This is a genomic window from Prauserella endophytica, assembly GCF_005146945.1.
Classification (GTDB): domain Bacteria; phylum Actinomycetota; class Actinomycetes; order Mycobacteriales; family Pseudonocardiaceae; genus Prauserella_A; species Prauserella_A endophytica.
The window spans coordinates 246,731-263,989 of the sequence record NZ_SWMS01000007.1; the positions used below are offsets into that span (position 1 = coordinate 246,731).

Consider the following 17,259-nt stretch of genomic DNA (forward strand, 5'->3'; position numbering starts at 1 on the left):
GGATCGGCAGGCTAGCCAGGCGGAACGATGCCTCCGAGTGGCCATCGTCGCGCTGTGTCGCACCAACATGCTTGAACTGGTGCGACACAGCGCGTCACCCACTCCGGCAGGGTCGTGCGGAGACTTCCGGACGACCTTCAGATCTGGCACAACCGACTGCGCCGCCACAGCGGACTCGGCGTGCCCAACTCAGGACACTGCAAACTCCCGGCACAGACCAGCTGTCCCCGAGGCGCCGAACGCCATGGATCAAGATGTCCGGCCGCGAGCGGTCCACCAGTGACTCGGCGGTGTCTCCCGCGCTCAAGCGGATCGCGCCGACGATGACTACTTGTATCCGTTCTGGTGCAGGAAACCGCGAACGGCCTCGTTGAACTCGAACGGGTTCTCGATCATCGGGTAGTGGCCCGTGCCGTGAAGCACGGCCACCTGGCTGCCCGGGATGCGGCTCTGGGTCGCCTCGACCTGTTCCTTCGAGACGAGCCAGTCGGCCTCGCCCCTCAGCAGGAGCACGGGCGCCTCGATCCGGCCCACGTGCTCGCGCAGGTCGAAGCCCGCGTAGCCGATGAGGTCACCCGCCATCACCTCGGGAACGTTGCGCCGGATCTGCCAGACTGCCTCTCTCGCCCGGTGTTCGGGCGTGCGCGCCCCGGTGAGGGACTCGCAGAACGTCTCGACGATCTGCTGCCCGTTGCGGAGCAGCATTTCGAGCAGGAACCCCGACATCGTCGGTGTGTAATCCGCACCGCACGACGAGATGACCGCGGCATAGGCCTGCGGTCGCCGGGCGGCGAGCTCGAGGACGAGGTTGCCGCCCATCGAGCAGCCCATGATGGACGGCTTGCTCAGGCCGAGCGCCTCCATGAAGGCCTCGTTGAACTCCGCGTGCCTCGTGAGGCTCTGGAATGGGCCGTCAGCGGGCAGGTCGGTCTTGACGTGACCGGGCGCGTCGACCGCGATGACACGGTACTGATCCGACAAGCTGTCCAGGACGTAGCGATACATCAGAGAGTCCTGGCACGCGGCGTGGAAGCAGACGATGGCCGGTCCCTGGCCGGCTTCCTCGTAGTAGGTGCGGATACCGTCGACGGTGATGTACCTCCCCACGGTGGGTTCGCCGGACGGGCGTGGATCGGGGGACGGCGCCGGGGCCGGCGCGGGACGCCTGCCGACCCGCGCCATGACCTTGAGCAGAAGGTGGACGACACGGATGTTGTCCATGGCGAGAACGGTGTCACCGTCGATCTCGAGCCGGCCGAGGCCAGGGGTGGTCGCCTTCATGAAGTCGGACTCCCTGGCGACGATGCGGTCCCACTCGTCACGGGGCGCACGGAACACGACATCGGCACCGCGCGGCGCGGGACCGTCCATGACATCGAGGACGCGGCCGCCCGCGACGAGGAAGCTCGTCACACCAGTGCCGTAGTCGATCTGAATGCGTCCGTGGAAGTACTTGGCGGCGTCGTTGAAACGCGTGTCGTGGTTCGCCTCGCTGGCGAAGGCGTCCCACCATGCGGAGGTCAGTGTCTCGGCCATTCGATTCAACTCCTGTTCGTTCTCTGGCAGTGGTACTTGCCCTGCGGGCCTACGGCAGCCGCTCACTCGGCCGCCTGCGGGCGGGTACCTCGATCGCCTCGAGGTGGATCCCATAGGTGTCCTCGAAGTCGAAGTACGCGAAGCCGCCGTCGCCATCCAGGCCGTAACCCGAGCCGGACTGGATGGTGGGGTGGCCCGCCGCCTCGAACTCCGCGACGGCGTCGGTGAGTGAGGGCACGAAGAATCCGAAGTGGTGGAGGCCGTAGCCGTGCTGGTCGATCCAGTCGTGGTAGATGCTCGGCCCGGCCAGCGGCTGGATCAGCTCGACCTGGGGGCCTGCCCCGACCAGCGCCAGCCTCAACGCGAACCTGCCGGGCTTCCCGCGGTAGGTAAGGTTCTGGACGTTCGCCGGGTCGTAGGTGTAGACGCGCCATTCGTCGTCGCGGTACAGCGCGCTCCAGCGTTGGACGGCGGTGTGCAGATCCTCGACCAGGAAGGCGACCTGATCGACGCGCCCCGCACCGATGGCACGTTCCATCGTCGCGGCCAGGCTGTCGACGTCGTGGGTGTTCACGTGGCGCTCCTTTGCTGTTCGCTGCGCGGATCCGGCGGTGTTGGTCATGGGCGCTGCCGCCCGAGGACGCGGCGGCTGGTGGTGCTCAGCGCGACGGCCGCCAGCAGAACAAGGCCCTGGACCAGGTAGAGGACATAGGACTGTGCCCCGAGGATCGCCAGCCCGTTGCCTGCGATGCTGACGATGAGAACGCCGACGAAGGTGCCGAGGATGTGGAACTGCCCGTCGCGAATCACCGACGCCCCGAGGAAGGCGGCGGCGAAGGCGCTGAGGAGGAAGCCGTCGCCTGCGGTGACCATTCCGCTGCCGATCCTCGACGACAGCAGCACGCCACAGATCGCCGCGCATACGGCCACCGCGACGAAGGCGGCCAGCGTGACGCGTCCGACCTCGACCCCGGCCAGGCGTGCCGCCACGGCATTCGATCCGGTGGCCTGCAGATGGTGTCCGAGCAGTGTGCGGTTGAGGACCAGCCACAGGATCACGAGGATCGCGGCCATGGCGATCACCGGAATGGGAATGCCTGCCGGCCTTGCTCGCGCGATCTCGGTGAATCCTCCCTCGCCGAGGGTTATCGGCGCGCCGTTGCTGTACAGGAAGTTGAGTCCGAGCAGGACCGTCGATGTGGCCAGCGTGGCGACGATGGCATGGATCCGCACGTAGGCGACGAGGAAACCGTTTACGACACCGACGAGGATCGCGGCCAGCAGCGCACCGCCGATCGCCAGCGGAACCGGCAGACCGCTGCGTTCCATCAGCCCGACGCACAGAATCCCCGAGAAGCTGATGACATTGGCGAAGCTGAGGTCGAACTGGCCCGCCACGAGGACATAGGTGAGGCCGCCCGCGACGATCGCCAGCAACGCGCTCTGGTTGAGCACATTGATCAGATTGCGTTCGCTGAGGAACTCGACGGGGCGGGCGATCCCGAAACCGAGGATCATGGCTCCGAGCACGATCAGGGTGCCGTAACTGGCGAAGAAGCCAAGTGCTCGCCGCCCGGTGTCGGCAGCGGGCCCTGCGTGCGCGGTCACGGTGGAAGTCATGTCAGCTCCCGGATTCCGGCCAGTGGTAACAGAGACGGAGCATGTCCTTGACGGTGATCGAAGCGCCGGTGAGCTCTCCGACGGTGGCGCCGGCGCTCATCACGACCACCCGGTCGCACTCGAGCAGCTCCTCGAACTCCGAGCTGATGACGATGACCGACATACCGGCCCTGGCGAAGGAGCGGATCCGGCGATAGATCTCGTCCCGTGCGCCGATGTCGACACCCCTCGTCGGCTCGTCGAGGAGAAGGACGGCCGGCTCGGTCTGCAGCCAGCGCCCGATCACGACCTTCTGCTGGTTCCCACCGCTCAGGCCGCCGATCGGCTGGCGGACGCCGCCTTGCCTGAGCACCACTCCCAGCTCCTGGGAGACCTCGGCTGCCTGGCGTTCCGCTCTGCGGGAAGAGGTGAACGGAGTGAAGCGGATTCGGTGTTTGCGCCAGGTGTTGACGTAGAGGTTGCCCGTGACGGAGAGATCGAGAAACAACGCCTCGGCACGACGCTCCTCGGAGACGAGCCCGATCCGATGACGGATCCCGTCCGTGATCGACCTGGGCGCATACGGGCGGCCGAACAGCCGCATCGTGCCCGAATCGATCCGGTCGGCGCCGAAGATGGCGCGAGCCAACTCGGTGCGGCCGGACCCGACGAGGCCGGCGATCCCGAGCAGCTCGCCTTCACGCAACTGCAGGGTGGCGCCCGTGAGCGCCCGGCCGCGCCGGACATCGGAGACCTCGAGCACGACGGGTCGGTCGTCGTTGGCGACCCGCGAGGCCGGCCGGGATGGGGCGGCCTCGTGACCGACGATCGCTTCGACCAGTCGCCGCCGGGTGGCCTCCGGTCGTTGCATGGTGGCCGACACCCCGCCGTCCCGGAACGCCGTGACCCGGTCGCACAGCTCGAGGACCTCGTCGAGGCGGTGGCTGATGAACAGCACCGCCACGCCGTGATCGGCGAGGTCGCGCGCGACCTTCAGCAGACGCGCCGACTCCTCCGCGCCGAGTGAGGCCGTGGGCTCGTCCATCGCGATCAGCCGACAGTCGTGCACGAGAGCGCGTGCGATGCTGACCAGCCACTTCTGGTGGACCGTCAGGCGCGCGACCGGCCGATCGAGCCGGAAATCGATCCCGAGCATCGTCGCGACGGTCCGGGCTGTGGGGTGGACGCCATCGATCCGACGGTAGGCCAGCGCAGCCCCTTCATGGCTGCCGAGCATGATGTTCTGCGACGCGGTGAACGTCTCCACCAGGTTGAGCTCCTGGTGGATGAAGGCGAGACCGAGCTTGGTCGCGGCGGACGGATTCGGGATCTGCGTCTCGACGCCGTCGATGCGGATCGAGCCTGAGTCGGGCTGTTCGAGGCCGGCCAGCGAGCGCACCAAAGTGGACTTGCCGGCGCCGTTGGCGCCCACCAGGCCGTGGACCTCGCCTCGGCGGAACGCGATGTTCACACCCTTGAGCGCGCGGATGGCGCCGTAGGTCTTGGTGAGCGCTTGCACCTCGACGAAGGTGGCCGCCGAGGTTGGCCTGCGCTGGCCGGGCGGCACAAGCTCAGTTGCGTTCATCGTGCTGCTCGAGGAAGTCCGCGACGTTGTCCTTGTCGACGATCTGCGTGGCACCGCCGATCACCTCCTGCTCGACCGATCCGGGATCACCGACGTGGGCGATCAGACGCTTGGCGAGTTCCTCGCCCTGACCGGGACCATCGATCCACAGTGTCGCGGTGAGCTCGCCTTTCTCGACGAGCTTCACCGCCGGTGCCGTGCCGTTCAGGCCATAGCTGAGAACGTCGCCGCGACCGGCCTGTCTCAATGCGGAGACCGCTCCGGTCGCCGGGTCGTCGAAGCAGGACCACACCGCCAGCGGCGTGTCGCCCTTCGGGTGGGACGCGAGCCAGCCGAGCGTGGCCTCGGCCGCGGAAGTGGCCGCGCCCGGGATGGTGATCTGCTGCTTGCTGACCCGGATATCGGTGCCCGCGACGGCCGCGTCCATCGACTTCTCGCGGTCCTGGCACGGCAGACCGGGACGGTAACCGAGCACCAGCAGCTCGCCCTTGCCACCCATGTCGCTGACGACCCGCTGCGCGATCTCGTCCCCGAGTGCGGTGTCCGCCGCGAACAGGACGCCGTCAGCCAGCCCACCGCCCCAGTTCGCCACCGGAACGTCCGCCTGCCGGGCCGCCGCGACACCGGCGCCCAGCGCCGAAGACGGGAACACGCTCACGACGATGGCATCGACGCCGCGCGTGACCAGGTTCTCCATCATCGTGTTGGCGCCGTCGACCGAGCCCTTGGCATCCACCGTCACGGTCTGCCAGCCCTGCGACTCGGCATAGTCGGCGGCGCCCTCCAGCGCCCTGTTGGAGTAGACGTCGTCGCCGCTGAACTGCACGATGCCGAGCGTTTTACCGGTCCCGGACGACGTCGCCTCGCCGGAGCAGGCCGCGATGCCGATCGCGGCGGCCACTGCGGCGACACCCCGCGCCCATGGTCGAGTTGTCTTCACTTCATGCACCTCTGCTTCCTTGCGAGGTCCGCTGCTGCCGGGCGGCACCGATCTCCGCCGTTCTGGTGACGCTCGTGATGGGATCCACATCCTGAGCCCCGCCGGAACCGCTGTCAAGCATTTGGGATCCAATAACTGCCCAAAAGCGCGCAAAAACGCTGGTTGATCTTCGAGTTGGGACATGATTGGATTCATTTAGCCACGAGCACGCGGGGTTGGTACGCGACCGGGGCGTCCCTGGGCGCCACCGCGGGCCTCCGCTCGCCCGCACCGCCGAGCCGCCCCGCGGCCACACCCTGGCTCTCCCCCGCATGCCCTCTACCAGCAGTTCGGATCCATTTCAGAGGGCGAGGGCTTGGAAACCGCTCGAAGTGGCGTCGACTTCACCGCAGAGCGGTTGCGATTGTGTCCAATCGCCAGTAGCGTTCCCCCGCGACGAGAGAGGAGCCGCGATGCCGGCGCATGGACCCGTGGTATGCGGCAACGACGGCGGCCGGCCGCACACTCGGCAGACAGGAGCCGGACGCCGGTGCGCCATCCTGAGCCCATGAGCGACCAGCAACCCAGCCAGGATGCCCCCGAGGGCCTCGAACCCGCGAAGACCGGCGTGAGCAGTCGGCGGATCGCCGACTACCTGCGCACTGCCATCCTCAACGGAGAGCTCGCACCGGGCACGCGGCTGCGTCAGGAGGAGATCGCCGAACGGCTCGGCTCCAGCCGGATCCCGGTCCGGGAGGCCCTCCGGATGGTGGAGGCCGACGGGCTCGTCGTCGTCAAGTCCTACAGCGGCGCGAGGGTGGCGAAACTCGACTTCAACGAGTTCGACACGGCATATCGGATCCGCGAGCGCATCGACCCGCTGGCGCTCACGCTGAGCCTTGAGGGGATCACCGACGAGGACGTCGCCCGGCTCGAGGCGCTCGAAACCGAGGTCGAGGAGACCACGTCGCCGGACCGGTTCGTGGCCCTCGACCGGGAGTTCCACCTCGCGACCTACGCAGGCTGCACCGACAAGCAGCTCTTGGAGACCGTCACCCGGTTCTGGAACACCACCCAGCACTACCGGCGCGCCTACGCGCAACTCATCGATGACCGAGGCCGGTCGATCATCACGTATGAACACCGCTTGCTCATCGATGCGATCCATCGCCGCGACCCGATCGACGCGGAACGATTCCTCTCCGGACACATCCGCCGGACCAGGATCACTCTCGCCGAGCATCCCGAGCTGTTCGACTAGAGACCGAAAGGCCGCCATGGCTCACGGGGCGGCAGGGTCCTGACGAGCTTCCCGCCGGATGCGTGCACCTGCTCGCCAGGCACGATGTGCGACGGCCTCGTAGTGGCCGGGACCCGGCTCAGTGAGATCACCACGACCAGGGCATGCCAGTGCCGGGCACGGTCGGTGCGGGCCGGTCGATGCGCGCCCGAGGGCGAATCGGCCCGCTGTGCGTCGAGGCGGCGCTCGCCCCGCAGGCACGAGCCTTTCGGACTGCCCCCGATCCTGATTCAGGGCGACGAGGCGAGGCCATGCCAAGCGGGCGATCCGGGCGCCGAAGTCGCCGGTGGGCCTCAGCCGCTGTGGCGCGCAGCTACGACGCCGCGACCCGATCGACCGTCGACACCTCGTATATGCGCCACGGCGCGGACCGGCTCCACGAGGCCGTCGCGACTGCGCGCGCTGACGCGTAGGCTTCGGCCGCGGCGACGGCGACCTCGGCCGAGCTCCGCGGAGCGCCGCATGGCCCTCGGGTCCCGCAGCCGATCACCATGCGCCACTCGGTGCCGGCCCCGGTCCTCGGCGGGTCAGGCAAGGATCTGCAGCGGGTGTTCGATGATGCCGGTCAACTCGCGCATCCATTCGGCCGCCGTGACACCGTCGACAGGACGATGGTCGACGGAAAGGCACATCCGCATGATGGTCGCGACCCCCAGCTCGCCGTCCACGACGTGAGGCTGCCGGCTCGCCGCGCCGACGGCGAGAATGGCCGCGTGTGGCGGATTGATGATCGCCGCGAACTCCTCGGTGCCGAACATCCCGAGGTTGGTGACCGTGATGGAGCCTCCCTCGAGCTCGTGCTGCCGCAGCCTGCGGTCGTGTGCTCGCCGAATGAGGTCCCGCGTGCGTTCGGCCAGCGTCCCGATGGGCATGGTGTCGACACCGCGGACGACCGGCGTGACGAGCCCGTGCTCGGTCGCCACGGCGACCGCGATGTCGGCCTGGCGGTACTGGCGGACGGAGTCACCGTTCCACCGCACGTTCAGGCCAGGCACCCGGGAGTGCGCCACGGCGACCGCCTTGACGACGAGGTCGTTGAGCGAGATCGCGGCCTGGGTGCCGTCGTTGAGCTCGCGCCGCACATCCAATAGGCGGTCGACGCGGACGGTTCCCCTCAGGTAGAAGTGCGGCGCGCTGTGCTTGCTGTCGACCAGGCGGCGTGCGACGGCCTGCCGCATCCGCGAGATCGGCACGTCCTCGAACTCCGCCCCCGCGGTCGCGGGTTCGACAGCATGATCGGAAGACGGTGACGCGGCGGCGTCCGGACCACCGGCCGCCGCCTCCGCCGAACGGGCGGCCGCGAGCGCGGCTTCGACATCACGACGTCGGATGCTCTGGTTCGGGCCCGTGCCCACGACAGCCGCGAGATCCAGACCGGCCTCCGCCGCCAGCTTGCGAGCGATCGGGCTGGCAAAGATTCGGCCGCCGTTGGCGGGCGACGCCGCACCGGCTCCGCGATCGGCGACGGCGGACTCGGCGGGTACCGCCTCCGCCCGACGTTCGTCGTCGGAGCCGGCACCAGTGGTGATGCCGGTCGGGAGATCGAGCGTGGCGACCAAAGCGTCGACGGCATCCGGGGTCTCGCCAGGGCTGCCCCAGACCGCGATCGGTGAGCCGACGGCGACCGTCTGGCCTTCGTCGGCGAGCAACCGGAGCAGCGCTCCCTCGGTTTCGGCCTCGATGTCGACGGCGGCCTTCTCGGTTTCCACCGTCACGATCGCCTCGCCCGCGGCATAGGGCGTGTTGAGATCGACATTCCAGCTCGAGACGACGGCCTCGGTGGTGTTGGCCGCAACCTCGGGCATACGCAGGATCTCGGGCACGGGAATCACACCTCGGCAATCTGGCGAAGCTTGGCGGCGACTTCCTCGGTGCCGGCGACGGCGGCGCGCTCGAGCACCTTGCTGATGCTCGGAGACGCCTCACCTCCGGTGACGCGCTCGATCGGCGCGTCGAGCCAGTCGAAAAGGCGGCGCTGGATCTCGTCGGCCAACCAGCCGCCGTAGGAGGTACCCCTGGCCCCCTGTTCGGCGATGAGCACGGTGTTGGTCTTCTGAACGCTCGCCGTGATGGTGTCCCAATCGAGGCTCGCGCGGTCGAGCCATCTCAGATCGATCACCTCCGCGTCGATGCCGACGTCCTCGACCGCTGCCAGCACGTGCTGGGTCATCGCGAGATAGGTGATGATCGTGATCGCGGATCCGCGACGCCGGACCGCCGCCTTGCCAACCGGAAGGTAGTGGTCGTAGTCATCAGGGACGTTGGGTCCGCTGGACTGGTAGAGGTCGACGTGTTCGAGGACCATGACGGGGTCATCACATGCGAGGGCCGTGTTCATCAGTCCGATGTAGTCGAACGGCGTCGAAGGCGCGACGATTCTCCAACCCGGCGCGGTTGCGAAGACCCCGGCCGGGTCCATGGAGTGTTGCGAGCCGTAGCCGGTACCCATGGCGACCTTGCTCCGCAGCACGAGCGGCACCTTGCCGGTGCCACCGAACATGTGTCGAGCCTTGCCGATCTGGTTGAACAGCTGGTCGGCCGCGACCCACATGAAGTCGGCGTACATGAACTCCACGATGGGCCGGAACCGTCCATCCATGGCCAGACCACCACCGAGCCCGGCGAAGGCGTTCTCGGAGATGGGCGTGCCGAGGACCCGGTCTGGGAACCGTTCCTTGAGCCCACGAGTCGCACCGTTCGTCCCACCGTTGAGGCGATGCACGTCCTCGCCCATGACGACCACGCGGGGGTCCGTCTCCATGCGGCGCGCCAGCACACCGGCGATCGCGCCGATGAACGACGACTCAGTGATCTCACCGGGATGGTTGTCGAGGTCGGTGAAGGTCATCCCCGCGAGCTCGCTGAGATCACCGCGAACACCCTCGTCGACGAAGCCGGGATCCGGCCACTCCTCGGGTTTGATCCGCTGCTCCTTCGGCTTCCCACCGGGTTTTGGTTCCAGGATGACCTCTCCGAGCTCCGCCATCAGCGCCTTGGCCTGCTCGATGCAACCGGCGACGTCGTCCTGAGCGAGAATTCCCCGGCGCACAATGTGTCGAGCAGTCGTGTCGAGCGGGTCCCGTCGGCGCCACTCTCGCTCCTCCTCCTTGGTGCGATAGCGAAACGCCGAGCCGGGAAACGGCCCGTTCTGGTGGAAGTACCGGTACACCTCAGCCTCGATCAGTGCGGGACCCTGGCCTGAGCGCAGGTGCTCGAGGGCTTCCCGCATCGCCAGGTGAACCGCCAGCGGATCCATCCCGTCGACCTTCCAGCTGCGGATGCCGAAGCCGGGGCCACGGCCGGACAGCCGGGTTTCCGCGGTGACCTCGGCGATGTGTGTCGACACGGCGTACTGGTTGTTCTCGACGAAGAAGCACAGCGGCAGCGACCACGCTGCGGCGAGGTTGAACGTCTCCAGCACCGAGCCGATGTTGATCGCACCATCGCCGAAGTAGCTGACGGCCACGGCATCCGTTCCGGCGTGTTTGTGCGCCCACGCCGATCCCGCGGCGAGCGGAACTCCCCCACCGACGATCGCGTTCGTTCCGATCGCACCAGCTTCGTTCCACTGCAGATGCATACTGCCACCGCGACCGTGGCTGAAACCGCGGTCCAGGCCGCAGATCTCGCGCAGGGTACGCAGGAGCGCGTCACGGACATCGTCCGGTACCGGCTTCGTCGGATCGATGCCATCGGGGTGCAGGTGGGTGAGGACCTTGGCCAGAAACTGGTGATGGCCACGGTGGGAACCGTTCACGGTGTCCGCTGATGTCAAGGAGATGCAGGAACCGACCGCTCCCCCCTCCTGCCCGATGCTGGAGTGCGCCGGACCGTGGATGAGGCCCTTCGCAGCGAGGTCCAGAACGAACTCCTCGAAGGTTCGGATGAGAACGAGCTGGCTCAGCATCGCGGTCAGGAGCTCGGCGGGCGCGGCGTCCCAGTCAGCGTCGGTCACGACGAGCTCGGTCCACGCGGCGGCCGGCTCTATCGCCTTACGGCTAGGCATCTCGGTTCCCTTCGGACGAGTTCTCCCCGGAAGGTGACATCGGCGAGCATGATCGGCCGCTCTCGGCCCGTCCGGCCGATGCCGGGCGCAGCGTGGCGTGCCTGCTCCGTCACAGCGTCACACCGTAGCGGCTGCATCCCACCGAGGCAATCGTTTTGGATCCAATCATCGGCAGATAGCCTCGATAATCCAACCTTGCCCCCGGTGACCGCTTGTCAAAGTATCCAATCAGTGTCAAAGTGGCACAGTCGCACAGCGGTGGGCGAAAGCCCACGGCCGGCGATGCCGCGACAGAGACGAGAGGAGTCAGCGATGACCAGCGCGGGTAGGATCGCTGTGGCGGACGGGGAGCTTCACGTCGAGGACACCGGGGAGGCCGATCTCGTCCCGGTGGTGTGCCTGCACTCGCTTTTCCTGGACGGCCGCCAGTTCGATGGGTTCACCGAGGCCGCCTCCGGCCGGTTCCGGGTAATCCGCCCAGACTTTCGCGGACAGGGACGAAGCAGCGGGGCACCCCGCGACATCATCAGCGTGGAGAGCTGCGCCGGTGACATCCAATCCCTGCTCGACACGCTCGGAGTCACCCACGCGCACTTCCTCGCCTCCTCGATGGGCGGCGACGTAGGAGTCCGGGTTGCGGCCAACCGCCCCGATCTCATCCGGTCCATGGTGATCACCGGCTCGTCCGCGCGCGCGGAACCCCCCGGACAGCTGGAGGAGTTCCTGCAATGGGTCGACAACGTCGGCGAGCGCGGATTCGTAGACGACGTGCTCGCGACCACGATGCGGATCATGCTCGGCGAGACGACGCTGAACGACCCGGCCAAACGCGAGATCGTCGAACTCTGGACCTCACGCATCGCCGCGCTGACACCACAGCTCAAACCCGCGATGGCCGGCGTGATCCGACGACGGTCGGCCCTCCCCCTCCTCGAGGACATCACAGCCCCCACGTTCGTCATCTCGGGCGAGGAATGCATCGCGAGGCCACCCGAATGGGCGGAGGAACTGGCGAACGGCCTGCCCAACTCCCAGCTCTGGATGCTGCCGAAGATCGGGCACAGCCCGCTTCTCGAAGCCCCAGAAGTGGTCCTCCCCCGGGTACTGGCCTTCTTCGACGAGCACTGACCGCGGGATGAAGGCCCGCGGAAGGCGCCAGGTTCTGGCTCAGCCTGCCCACCGGTAGCGAAAGCCGACGCGTCGGCCACGTGTGCATGGTGGTGGTGCGCGACGAGCCGCGTGGGGCTTGCCCGAGGCGACCCCCACGGCGCGGGAACGCGCGATCGTGCGGGCCTGCGGGAGGCACCTGTCCGCCACACCTTCCGCTCTGCCTGCCTGAAGTACCGGGCCGCACTGGCCCGCGTCCCTCGAACCGGTCCACCCCGCGCCGACCGAGTCCACCGCCAGGGAACGCTGCGTTTCCTGGGCTACGACGTCGAGCTCCATCCGTGCCGTCTGCGGCACGGATGGAGTCGTCAAGTCCGCGCCGGGCTCGCGTCGGCGCTGGTGGACCGGTGCCCGCCGGAACCGTCCGGCCGACAGGCCGTCGGGAGGGTGTGGCTTGACCGTGGCCCGCGCTGGCGTAGAGGCACGCCCGGCTTGTTCGACGAGTCCGTGTGCCTGGCGGCGAAGTCGCTCGTCGCGGTGGCGAAGACCGCGACCTGGAACCGCGCCGGCCTTGATCCGCTCATGGCGCAGCCGCACGACTCGCCGGGGCGGCCTGCCGACCACCCACACGGGCTCGCGGCGCACTGAACAGGAACGGCCTGCCGTCCTCGTTCCGCCACAATGCCCTGTGCCGGACGGTCACACAGTAGGACCGCACCCACACCCGCAGCCGGGCCGCGCTGAACACCTGCCTGGCCACCCGAGCGCTTGATGGTGCCGGCTGGTACGTCTGCACCGCCGGAGAACCCGCGTTGTTCTTCCACGTAGCGTCAGCAGCGGCGTCGCGGCCTTCAACGACGATGCCGACGACGCCGAAACCTACGGCGAGCACTGCCCACTGACGAGCCTCCCACCGGCGCAGGCGTGTTCCACCGGAAACGAACGGTACGCCTTGACGACGGTCGACACATGTCGTAGGTTCCTCTCACTTGAGATTGATGTCTTAGTTTGGGAAGTGATCGGCTTGGCTGCCACCACCGGCTCGGCCGCGCCAGCCTCGACCAGCCGGTTCGCTACCTCGCCGGTTCTCGGGAGCGCCGGCCGCTGTTGTCGCGTACCCGACGCTGATTCGACACCGATCAGTTCGCGCCTTTTGACTTCCGCCACCAAGTGACAGGCGCACACGGTCCACAGCCATGCACGCAAGGAGGCTGCATGCTACGCATATGGAAGTACTATCGTGACACGTCACTGATAGTAAAACTGGCCGCTGGATTTGTTCTGGGACTGATCGTAGCGGCTGTTTTCGGATCGTCCGCCAGTGCGCTTTCCCCGCTCGGCGAGCTGTTTCTGCGCCTACTGCAGATGATCGTCATACCACTGGTTGTGGTAACCCTTATCGGGGCGGTCAACATGGGTTCGCCCGGCAGTCTCGCCCGCATTGGACCCAAGGCGATTCTGTACTACCTGTCGACCACCCTGGTCGCGGTGGTCATCGGACTGGGCGCCGCGTCACTCGTCGACCTCGGCGCAGGCATGTCGTTGCCCCAGGAGAAAATAGAGAGTCCCGAGACGACGTCCGCCGCCGATGTACTCCTCGGCATTGTTCCCGAGAACATCGTGAGCGCTCTCGCCAACGCGAACATGCTGTCGGTGATATTCGTCGCGATCATCGTCGGGCTCGCGATTTCAGCAATGCGCCACGCGAACGACTCGGTTGTTTCGGGTCGAGGTGAAGGTCTGCTGAATCTTGTTTCCGGGGCGAAGGACGTGACCTATCGGATCCTGGACGGGATCCTGCAGTACGCCCCAGTCGGCGTGTTCGGACTCGCGGCCTCGACGATCGGCGGCCAGAGCCTCGACGCGGTCGTGACGCTGGGCACGCTCATCGGAACGTACTACGGGTCGATAGCGGTCCACATCGCACTTGTCTACGTCCTGCTGCTCGTGCTGTTCCGGGTCAACGTCCTTCGCTTCTTCAAGAACTCCTCCGAGGCCTTGGTGACGGGTTTCACCACGGGGAGCAGCTCGGGCACGCTGCCGGTGGCGCTGAAGTGCGCCCGGAAGGCCGGGCTTGCCGAGAACGTCAGCGGTTTCGTTCTCCCGCTCGGGGCCACCGTCAACATGGACGGGGCGGCGCTTCGTCTCGGCGCCTATGCCGTGCTGGCCGCGAACGTGGTGGACAAGGACCTGTCATTCACCGCCATGGCGGGGCTCGTGCTCACGGCGACCTTGGTGTCGATCGGTGCCGCTGGGATTCCCGGGGCAGGTCCGGTGGTGCTTTCCATCATGCTCACGCAGGCAGGGCTTCCCTTGGAGGTCGTCGGGATCGTGGCCGGAGTGGACATTCTGCTGAACAGCGTGTCGACGATGTGCAACGTGACCGGCGACATGGTGGGCGCCCACATCATCGACAAGACCGAGAAGAGGCGTCAAGCCAAGGACGGAACTTCGTCCACGGCAGGATCCGCAAGCCAGAAGGCGACCGACTACGGGCCGCCTTCGCCGGGCAACGTCTAGAAGAAAGCCAGGTTCACGAATACATGTTCATTTCTGCGGCAACGGACAACATCAGGGTCGCGCCCACATGGAAGAGACCTGATCCCGATCTCCTCACACCCTTCGGCGCCGTTTCGGTTGCCAACGTGGGCGACGTGCTTCAGCGGATGACCGTGATGGACGGCGGAATTCGGTTGCTGACGGGGAACGATGCCCTGGTCGGCCACGCACTGACCGTCGATGTACGCCCGGGGGACAATCTCGCGATCCATCGGGCGCTGGATGAGGCGCGACCAGGCGACGTGCTCGTGGTGAACGGGCGCGGTGACAGCACGCGTGCCCTGATCGGTGATCTGATCGGTGAGATCATGATCTCGACCGGAGTCGTCGGCGCCGTGATCGACGGCGCCATCCGGGACGTCGCCACCCTGTCCCGGCAGGGGCTGCCGGTGTACGCCCGCGCGGCGACGCCGGCGGGCCCGTTCAAGACCGGGCCCGGCGCGGTCGGGGAACCGGTGGCCGTGGGCGGCGTCGTGGTCGGGCCCGGTGATGTCGTCGTCGGTGACGCCGACGGTGTGGTGGTTGTGCCTCAGGGCCGTCTCACCGAAATCGGTGCGAGGCTTGGCGCGGTAGCCGACGCAGAGGAAGGCCTGCGCGCGCGAATCCTGGCGGCCAGGGCGAATGCCTCGACGGGGGCAGGCCGATGACGGATCTCGAGCACTGGACGCTCGCCCCCCGAATTCGGGAGCTGAGGCGCCGTTCCACCCGGCCTGCGCTCGCCCCGGCACGCCCCGGCGTCGTCTCCTTGGCGATGGGCGAGCCTGACTTCCCGACCCCGCCCGGAATCGTTGAGGCCGCGGTTCGCGCATTGCGCGACGGGCACACGCACTACGCTGATCAGAACGGCCTTCCCGAACTCCGCGAGGCGATCGCCGAGAGCCTTTGCGGCGACACGGGGCGCTGGTCCGCCGCGGATGTGCTGGTGACGCACGGCGCGACGGCGGCCTTGTCGGCGGTGGTGTTCGCGGTGGTCGGGCCAGGGGACAGAGTGGTCGTGCCGGAGCCCGCGTACTCCCTTTACGCCGACCTGGTCACCCTGGCGGGAGGTGTCGTCGACTTCGTACCGCTCGACGAGTCGCTGCACTGGGATCTCGGCCGGCTCGCCGAAGCCCTCCCGGGTGCGAAGATGGTGATCTTCTCGAATCCCGCCAACCCCACCGGTGTGGTTCACGGCGAGCAGGAGCTCACCGAGCTGGGGCGGCTACTCGACGGCACCGACACCCTCGTCGTCGCGGACGAGGCGTATCACCGTCTCGTCTACCCTGGGTACGCCTTCCGCTCGGCGCTGGAGATCGAATCGCTTCGGGGTCGCACCGTCTACGTGCAGACCTTCTCGAAGACCTACGCGATGACCGGGTGGCGGGTCGGGTTTCTCGTCGGGCCCGCCCAGGTCGTGTCGGCCGCCGCACACGCCCACCGGTCCGGCAACGGATCGATGAACACGGCGGCGCAGCACGCGGCACTCGCCGCACTGCGGCTGCCGCCGGACGCGATCCAGCCCATGCTGGACGCGTACCGAGCTCGCCGGGATCTCGTCGTCAAGGAGCTCGCCGAGGCGCCCGGTCTTCGTTTCTCGCCACCCGAAGGCGCGTTCTATGCCTTCCTGGGTTACGACGCGGAGCTGTCCGCCGCCCAGGTGACCGCGGAGCTGGCGGAACACGGGGTGATGGTCCGCGCGGGAACGGAGTACGGCCCGACGGGTGAAGGACATGTTCGGATCTCGTTCGCGACCGCCGAGGCCGAGCTGCTCACCGGGCTCGATCGCCTTCGCGCCTACGCCGGTGAACGACTTCAGATCCGCTGAGCGAGAGCAGCGGCGCGGGACGTCCGAGATGAGGCATGTTGACTCATCTGAGAACGTCTTGTTAACTGAGTTGTGATTCTGCGTGCTGGGATAGCCGAGGTGGTCAGGTGAGCGTCTGCGGAGACGCGGGCAAGTCGGGTCCGCCACGGCGGCTTCGTAGTGACACCCGGCGAAACCGTCGGAGGCTCCTCCAGGCAGTTGGCGAGGTGGCCCGTGAGACGCCCAATGAGCTGACCATGCAGGCGATTGCCACACGCGCCGAGATCGGTCCGGCCACGGCCTACCGGTACTACTCGACCATCGAGGATGTCCTGGCCGCCTACAGCCTCGGTGTCGTCGGAGAGCTCATCGAATACAGCGAGGAATGTGCGCTCAAGGGACGCTCGCTGTTCGAAGCCGTCCTCGGGAAGTGGCTGGAGTTGCTCGAGGAGCACGGTGCCGCCCTTACGCAGCTGCGCTCGCGCCGTGGTTATCTCGAACGGCTCCATGCCGGTGCGGACACGATCGTCGCCACCGAACGCGCGTGGCGTCGGCCGGTCAGCAGCCTCCTCGACGAACTGGGGCTCCCGACCGATCAGCTCGAGTACGCCCTGTTCTTGAGCAACATCATCTTCGACCCCCGCGAGATCGGCGACCTTCGCAAGGAGGCAAAGCTCTCCCAGTCCGAGATCGCCGCGCGCCTGACCGCCAGCTACATCGGCGCGCTGCGGGGTTGGTTCCAGGGCTAGCAGCCCGCGCGGGAGCGTCACAACTCGCGCGGGCAACCGCTCCACGTGCGCCTGTCCACGGGTGGGCCGACCGGTGAAGCGGAAGGGCTGCGTGTGTCCGGCGTTGCCGAAGCACA

14 protein-coding genes are annotated in these 17,259 nt (G+C 67.5%); 7 read left to right on the plus strand and 7 right to left on the minus strand.

All coding sequences use genetic code 11. From position 1 onward, the window contains the following. Positions 1-327 precede the first annotated feature (327 nt). From FCN18_RS15605 to FCN18_RS15625, 5 genes are read right to left on the minus strand one after another with little or no spacing between them, the layout of a single operon-like run. A complete protein-coding gene (locus FCN18_RS15605) occupies positions 328-1,536 on the minus strand; it encodes an alpha/beta fold hydrolase (protein ID WP_137095447.1) in 1,209 nt (402 codons plus the stop codon). A 49-nt stretch (positions 1,537-1,585) separates the two neighbouring features. Further along, positions 1,586-2,110: a VOC family protein gene (locus FCN18_RS15610; RefSeq protein ID WP_199542667.1), complete on the minus strand. Its 525-nt coding sequence runs from the start codon at positions 2,108-2,110 to the stop codon at positions 1,586-1,588. A gap of 44 nt (positions 2,111-2,154) precedes the next feature. Further along, a complete protein-coding gene (locus FCN18_RS15615) occupies positions 2,155-3,156 on the minus strand; it encodes an ABC transporter permease (protein WP_112267710.1) in 1,002 nt (333 codons plus the stop codon). A gap of 1 nt (position 3,157) precedes the next feature. Continuing rightward, positions 3,158-4,720 (minus strand): sugar ABC transporter ATP-binding protein, encoded by a 1,563-nt coding sequence (locus tag FCN18_RS15620; RefSeq protein WP_137095448.1) that lies wholly within the window; start codon positions 4,718-4,720, stop codon positions 3,158-3,160. Beyond that, positions 4,707-5,843 (minus strand): sugar ABC transporter substrate-binding protein, encoded by a 1,137-nt coding sequence (locus FCN18_RS15625; RefSeq protein WP_158303109.1) that lies wholly within the window; start codon positions 5,841-5,843, stop codon positions 4,707-4,709. Before FCN18_RS15625 ends, FCN18_RS15620 begins: the two co-directional genes overlap by 14 nt. A gap of 364 nt (positions 5,844-6,207) precedes the next feature. Here FCN18_RS15625 and FCN18_RS15630 point away from each other — a divergent pair, with 364 nt between their 5' ends. Then, the gene (locus FCN18_RS15630) at positions 6,208-6,900 is read left to right on the plus strand and encodes a GntR family transcriptional regulator (RefSeq protein WP_112267716.1); all 693 of its coding nucleotides are present in this window, start codon (positions 6,208-6,210) and stop codon (positions 6,898-6,900) included. 566 nt (positions 6,901-7,466) lie between these two features. Here the strand turns inward: FCN18_RS15630 and FCN18_RS15635 are convergent. Next, entirely contained in the window at positions 7,467-8,762 is a 1,296-nt protein-coding gene (locus FCN18_RS15635; protein ID WP_137095450.1) for a dihydrolipoamide acetyltransferase family protein, read from the minus strand. 5 nt (positions 8,763-8,767) lie between these two features. Beyond that, complete coding sequence (locus tag FCN18_RS15640; protein WP_137095451.1) at positions 8,768-10,945, minus strand: alpha-ketoacid dehydrogenase subunit alpha/beta; 2,178 nt, start codon at positions 10,943-10,945, stop codon at positions 8,768-8,770. A 312-nt stretch (positions 10,946-11,257) separates the two neighbouring features. Between FCN18_RS15640 and FCN18_RS15645 the strand changes: the two genes are divergently transcribed. The 6 genes from FCN18_RS15645 (at position 11,258) to FCN18_RS15665 (ending at position 17,143) form a co-directional block, all read left to right on the plus strand. Further along, positions 11,258-12,073, plus strand: coding sequence for an alpha/beta fold hydrolase (locus tag FCN18_RS15645; RefSeq protein ID WP_112267720.1), 816 nt, complete (start codon positions 11,258-11,260; stop codon positions 12,071-12,073). 471 nt (positions 12,074-12,544) lie between these two features. Then, on the plus strand, positions 12,545-12,700 hold the full coding sequence (locus tag FCN18_RS39085; protein WP_158303110.1) for a hypothetical protein: 156 nt from the start codon (positions 12,545-12,547) through the stop codon (positions 12,698-12,700). A 567-nt stretch (positions 12,701-13,267) separates the two neighbouring features. Next, positions 13,268-14,572: a dicarboxylate/amino acid:cation symporter gene (locus tag FCN18_RS15650; RefSeq protein ID WP_112267722.1), complete on the plus strand. Its 1,305-nt coding sequence runs from the start codon at positions 13,268-13,270 to the stop codon at positions 14,570-14,572. Positions 14,573-14,595: 23 nt separating this feature from the next. Then, entirely contained in the window at positions 14,596-15,258 is a 663-nt protein-coding gene (locus tag FCN18_RS15655; protein ID WP_137095452.1) for an RraA family protein, read from the plus strand. After that, positions 15,255-16,415: a pyridoxal phosphate-dependent aminotransferase gene (locus tag FCN18_RS15660; RefSeq protein WP_137095453.1), complete on the plus strand. Its 1,161-nt coding sequence runs from the start codon at positions 15,255-15,257 to the stop codon at positions 16,413-16,415. Before FCN18_RS15655 ends, FCN18_RS15660 begins: the two co-directional genes overlap by 4 nt. Before the next feature lie 206 nt (positions 16,416-16,621). Beyond that, on the plus strand, positions 16,622-17,143 hold the full coding sequence (locus FCN18_RS15665; protein WP_228713975.1) for a TetR/AcrR family transcriptional regulator: 522 nt from the start codon (positions 16,622-16,624) through the stop codon (positions 17,141-17,143). Positions 17,144-17,259: the final 116 nt, after the last annotated feature.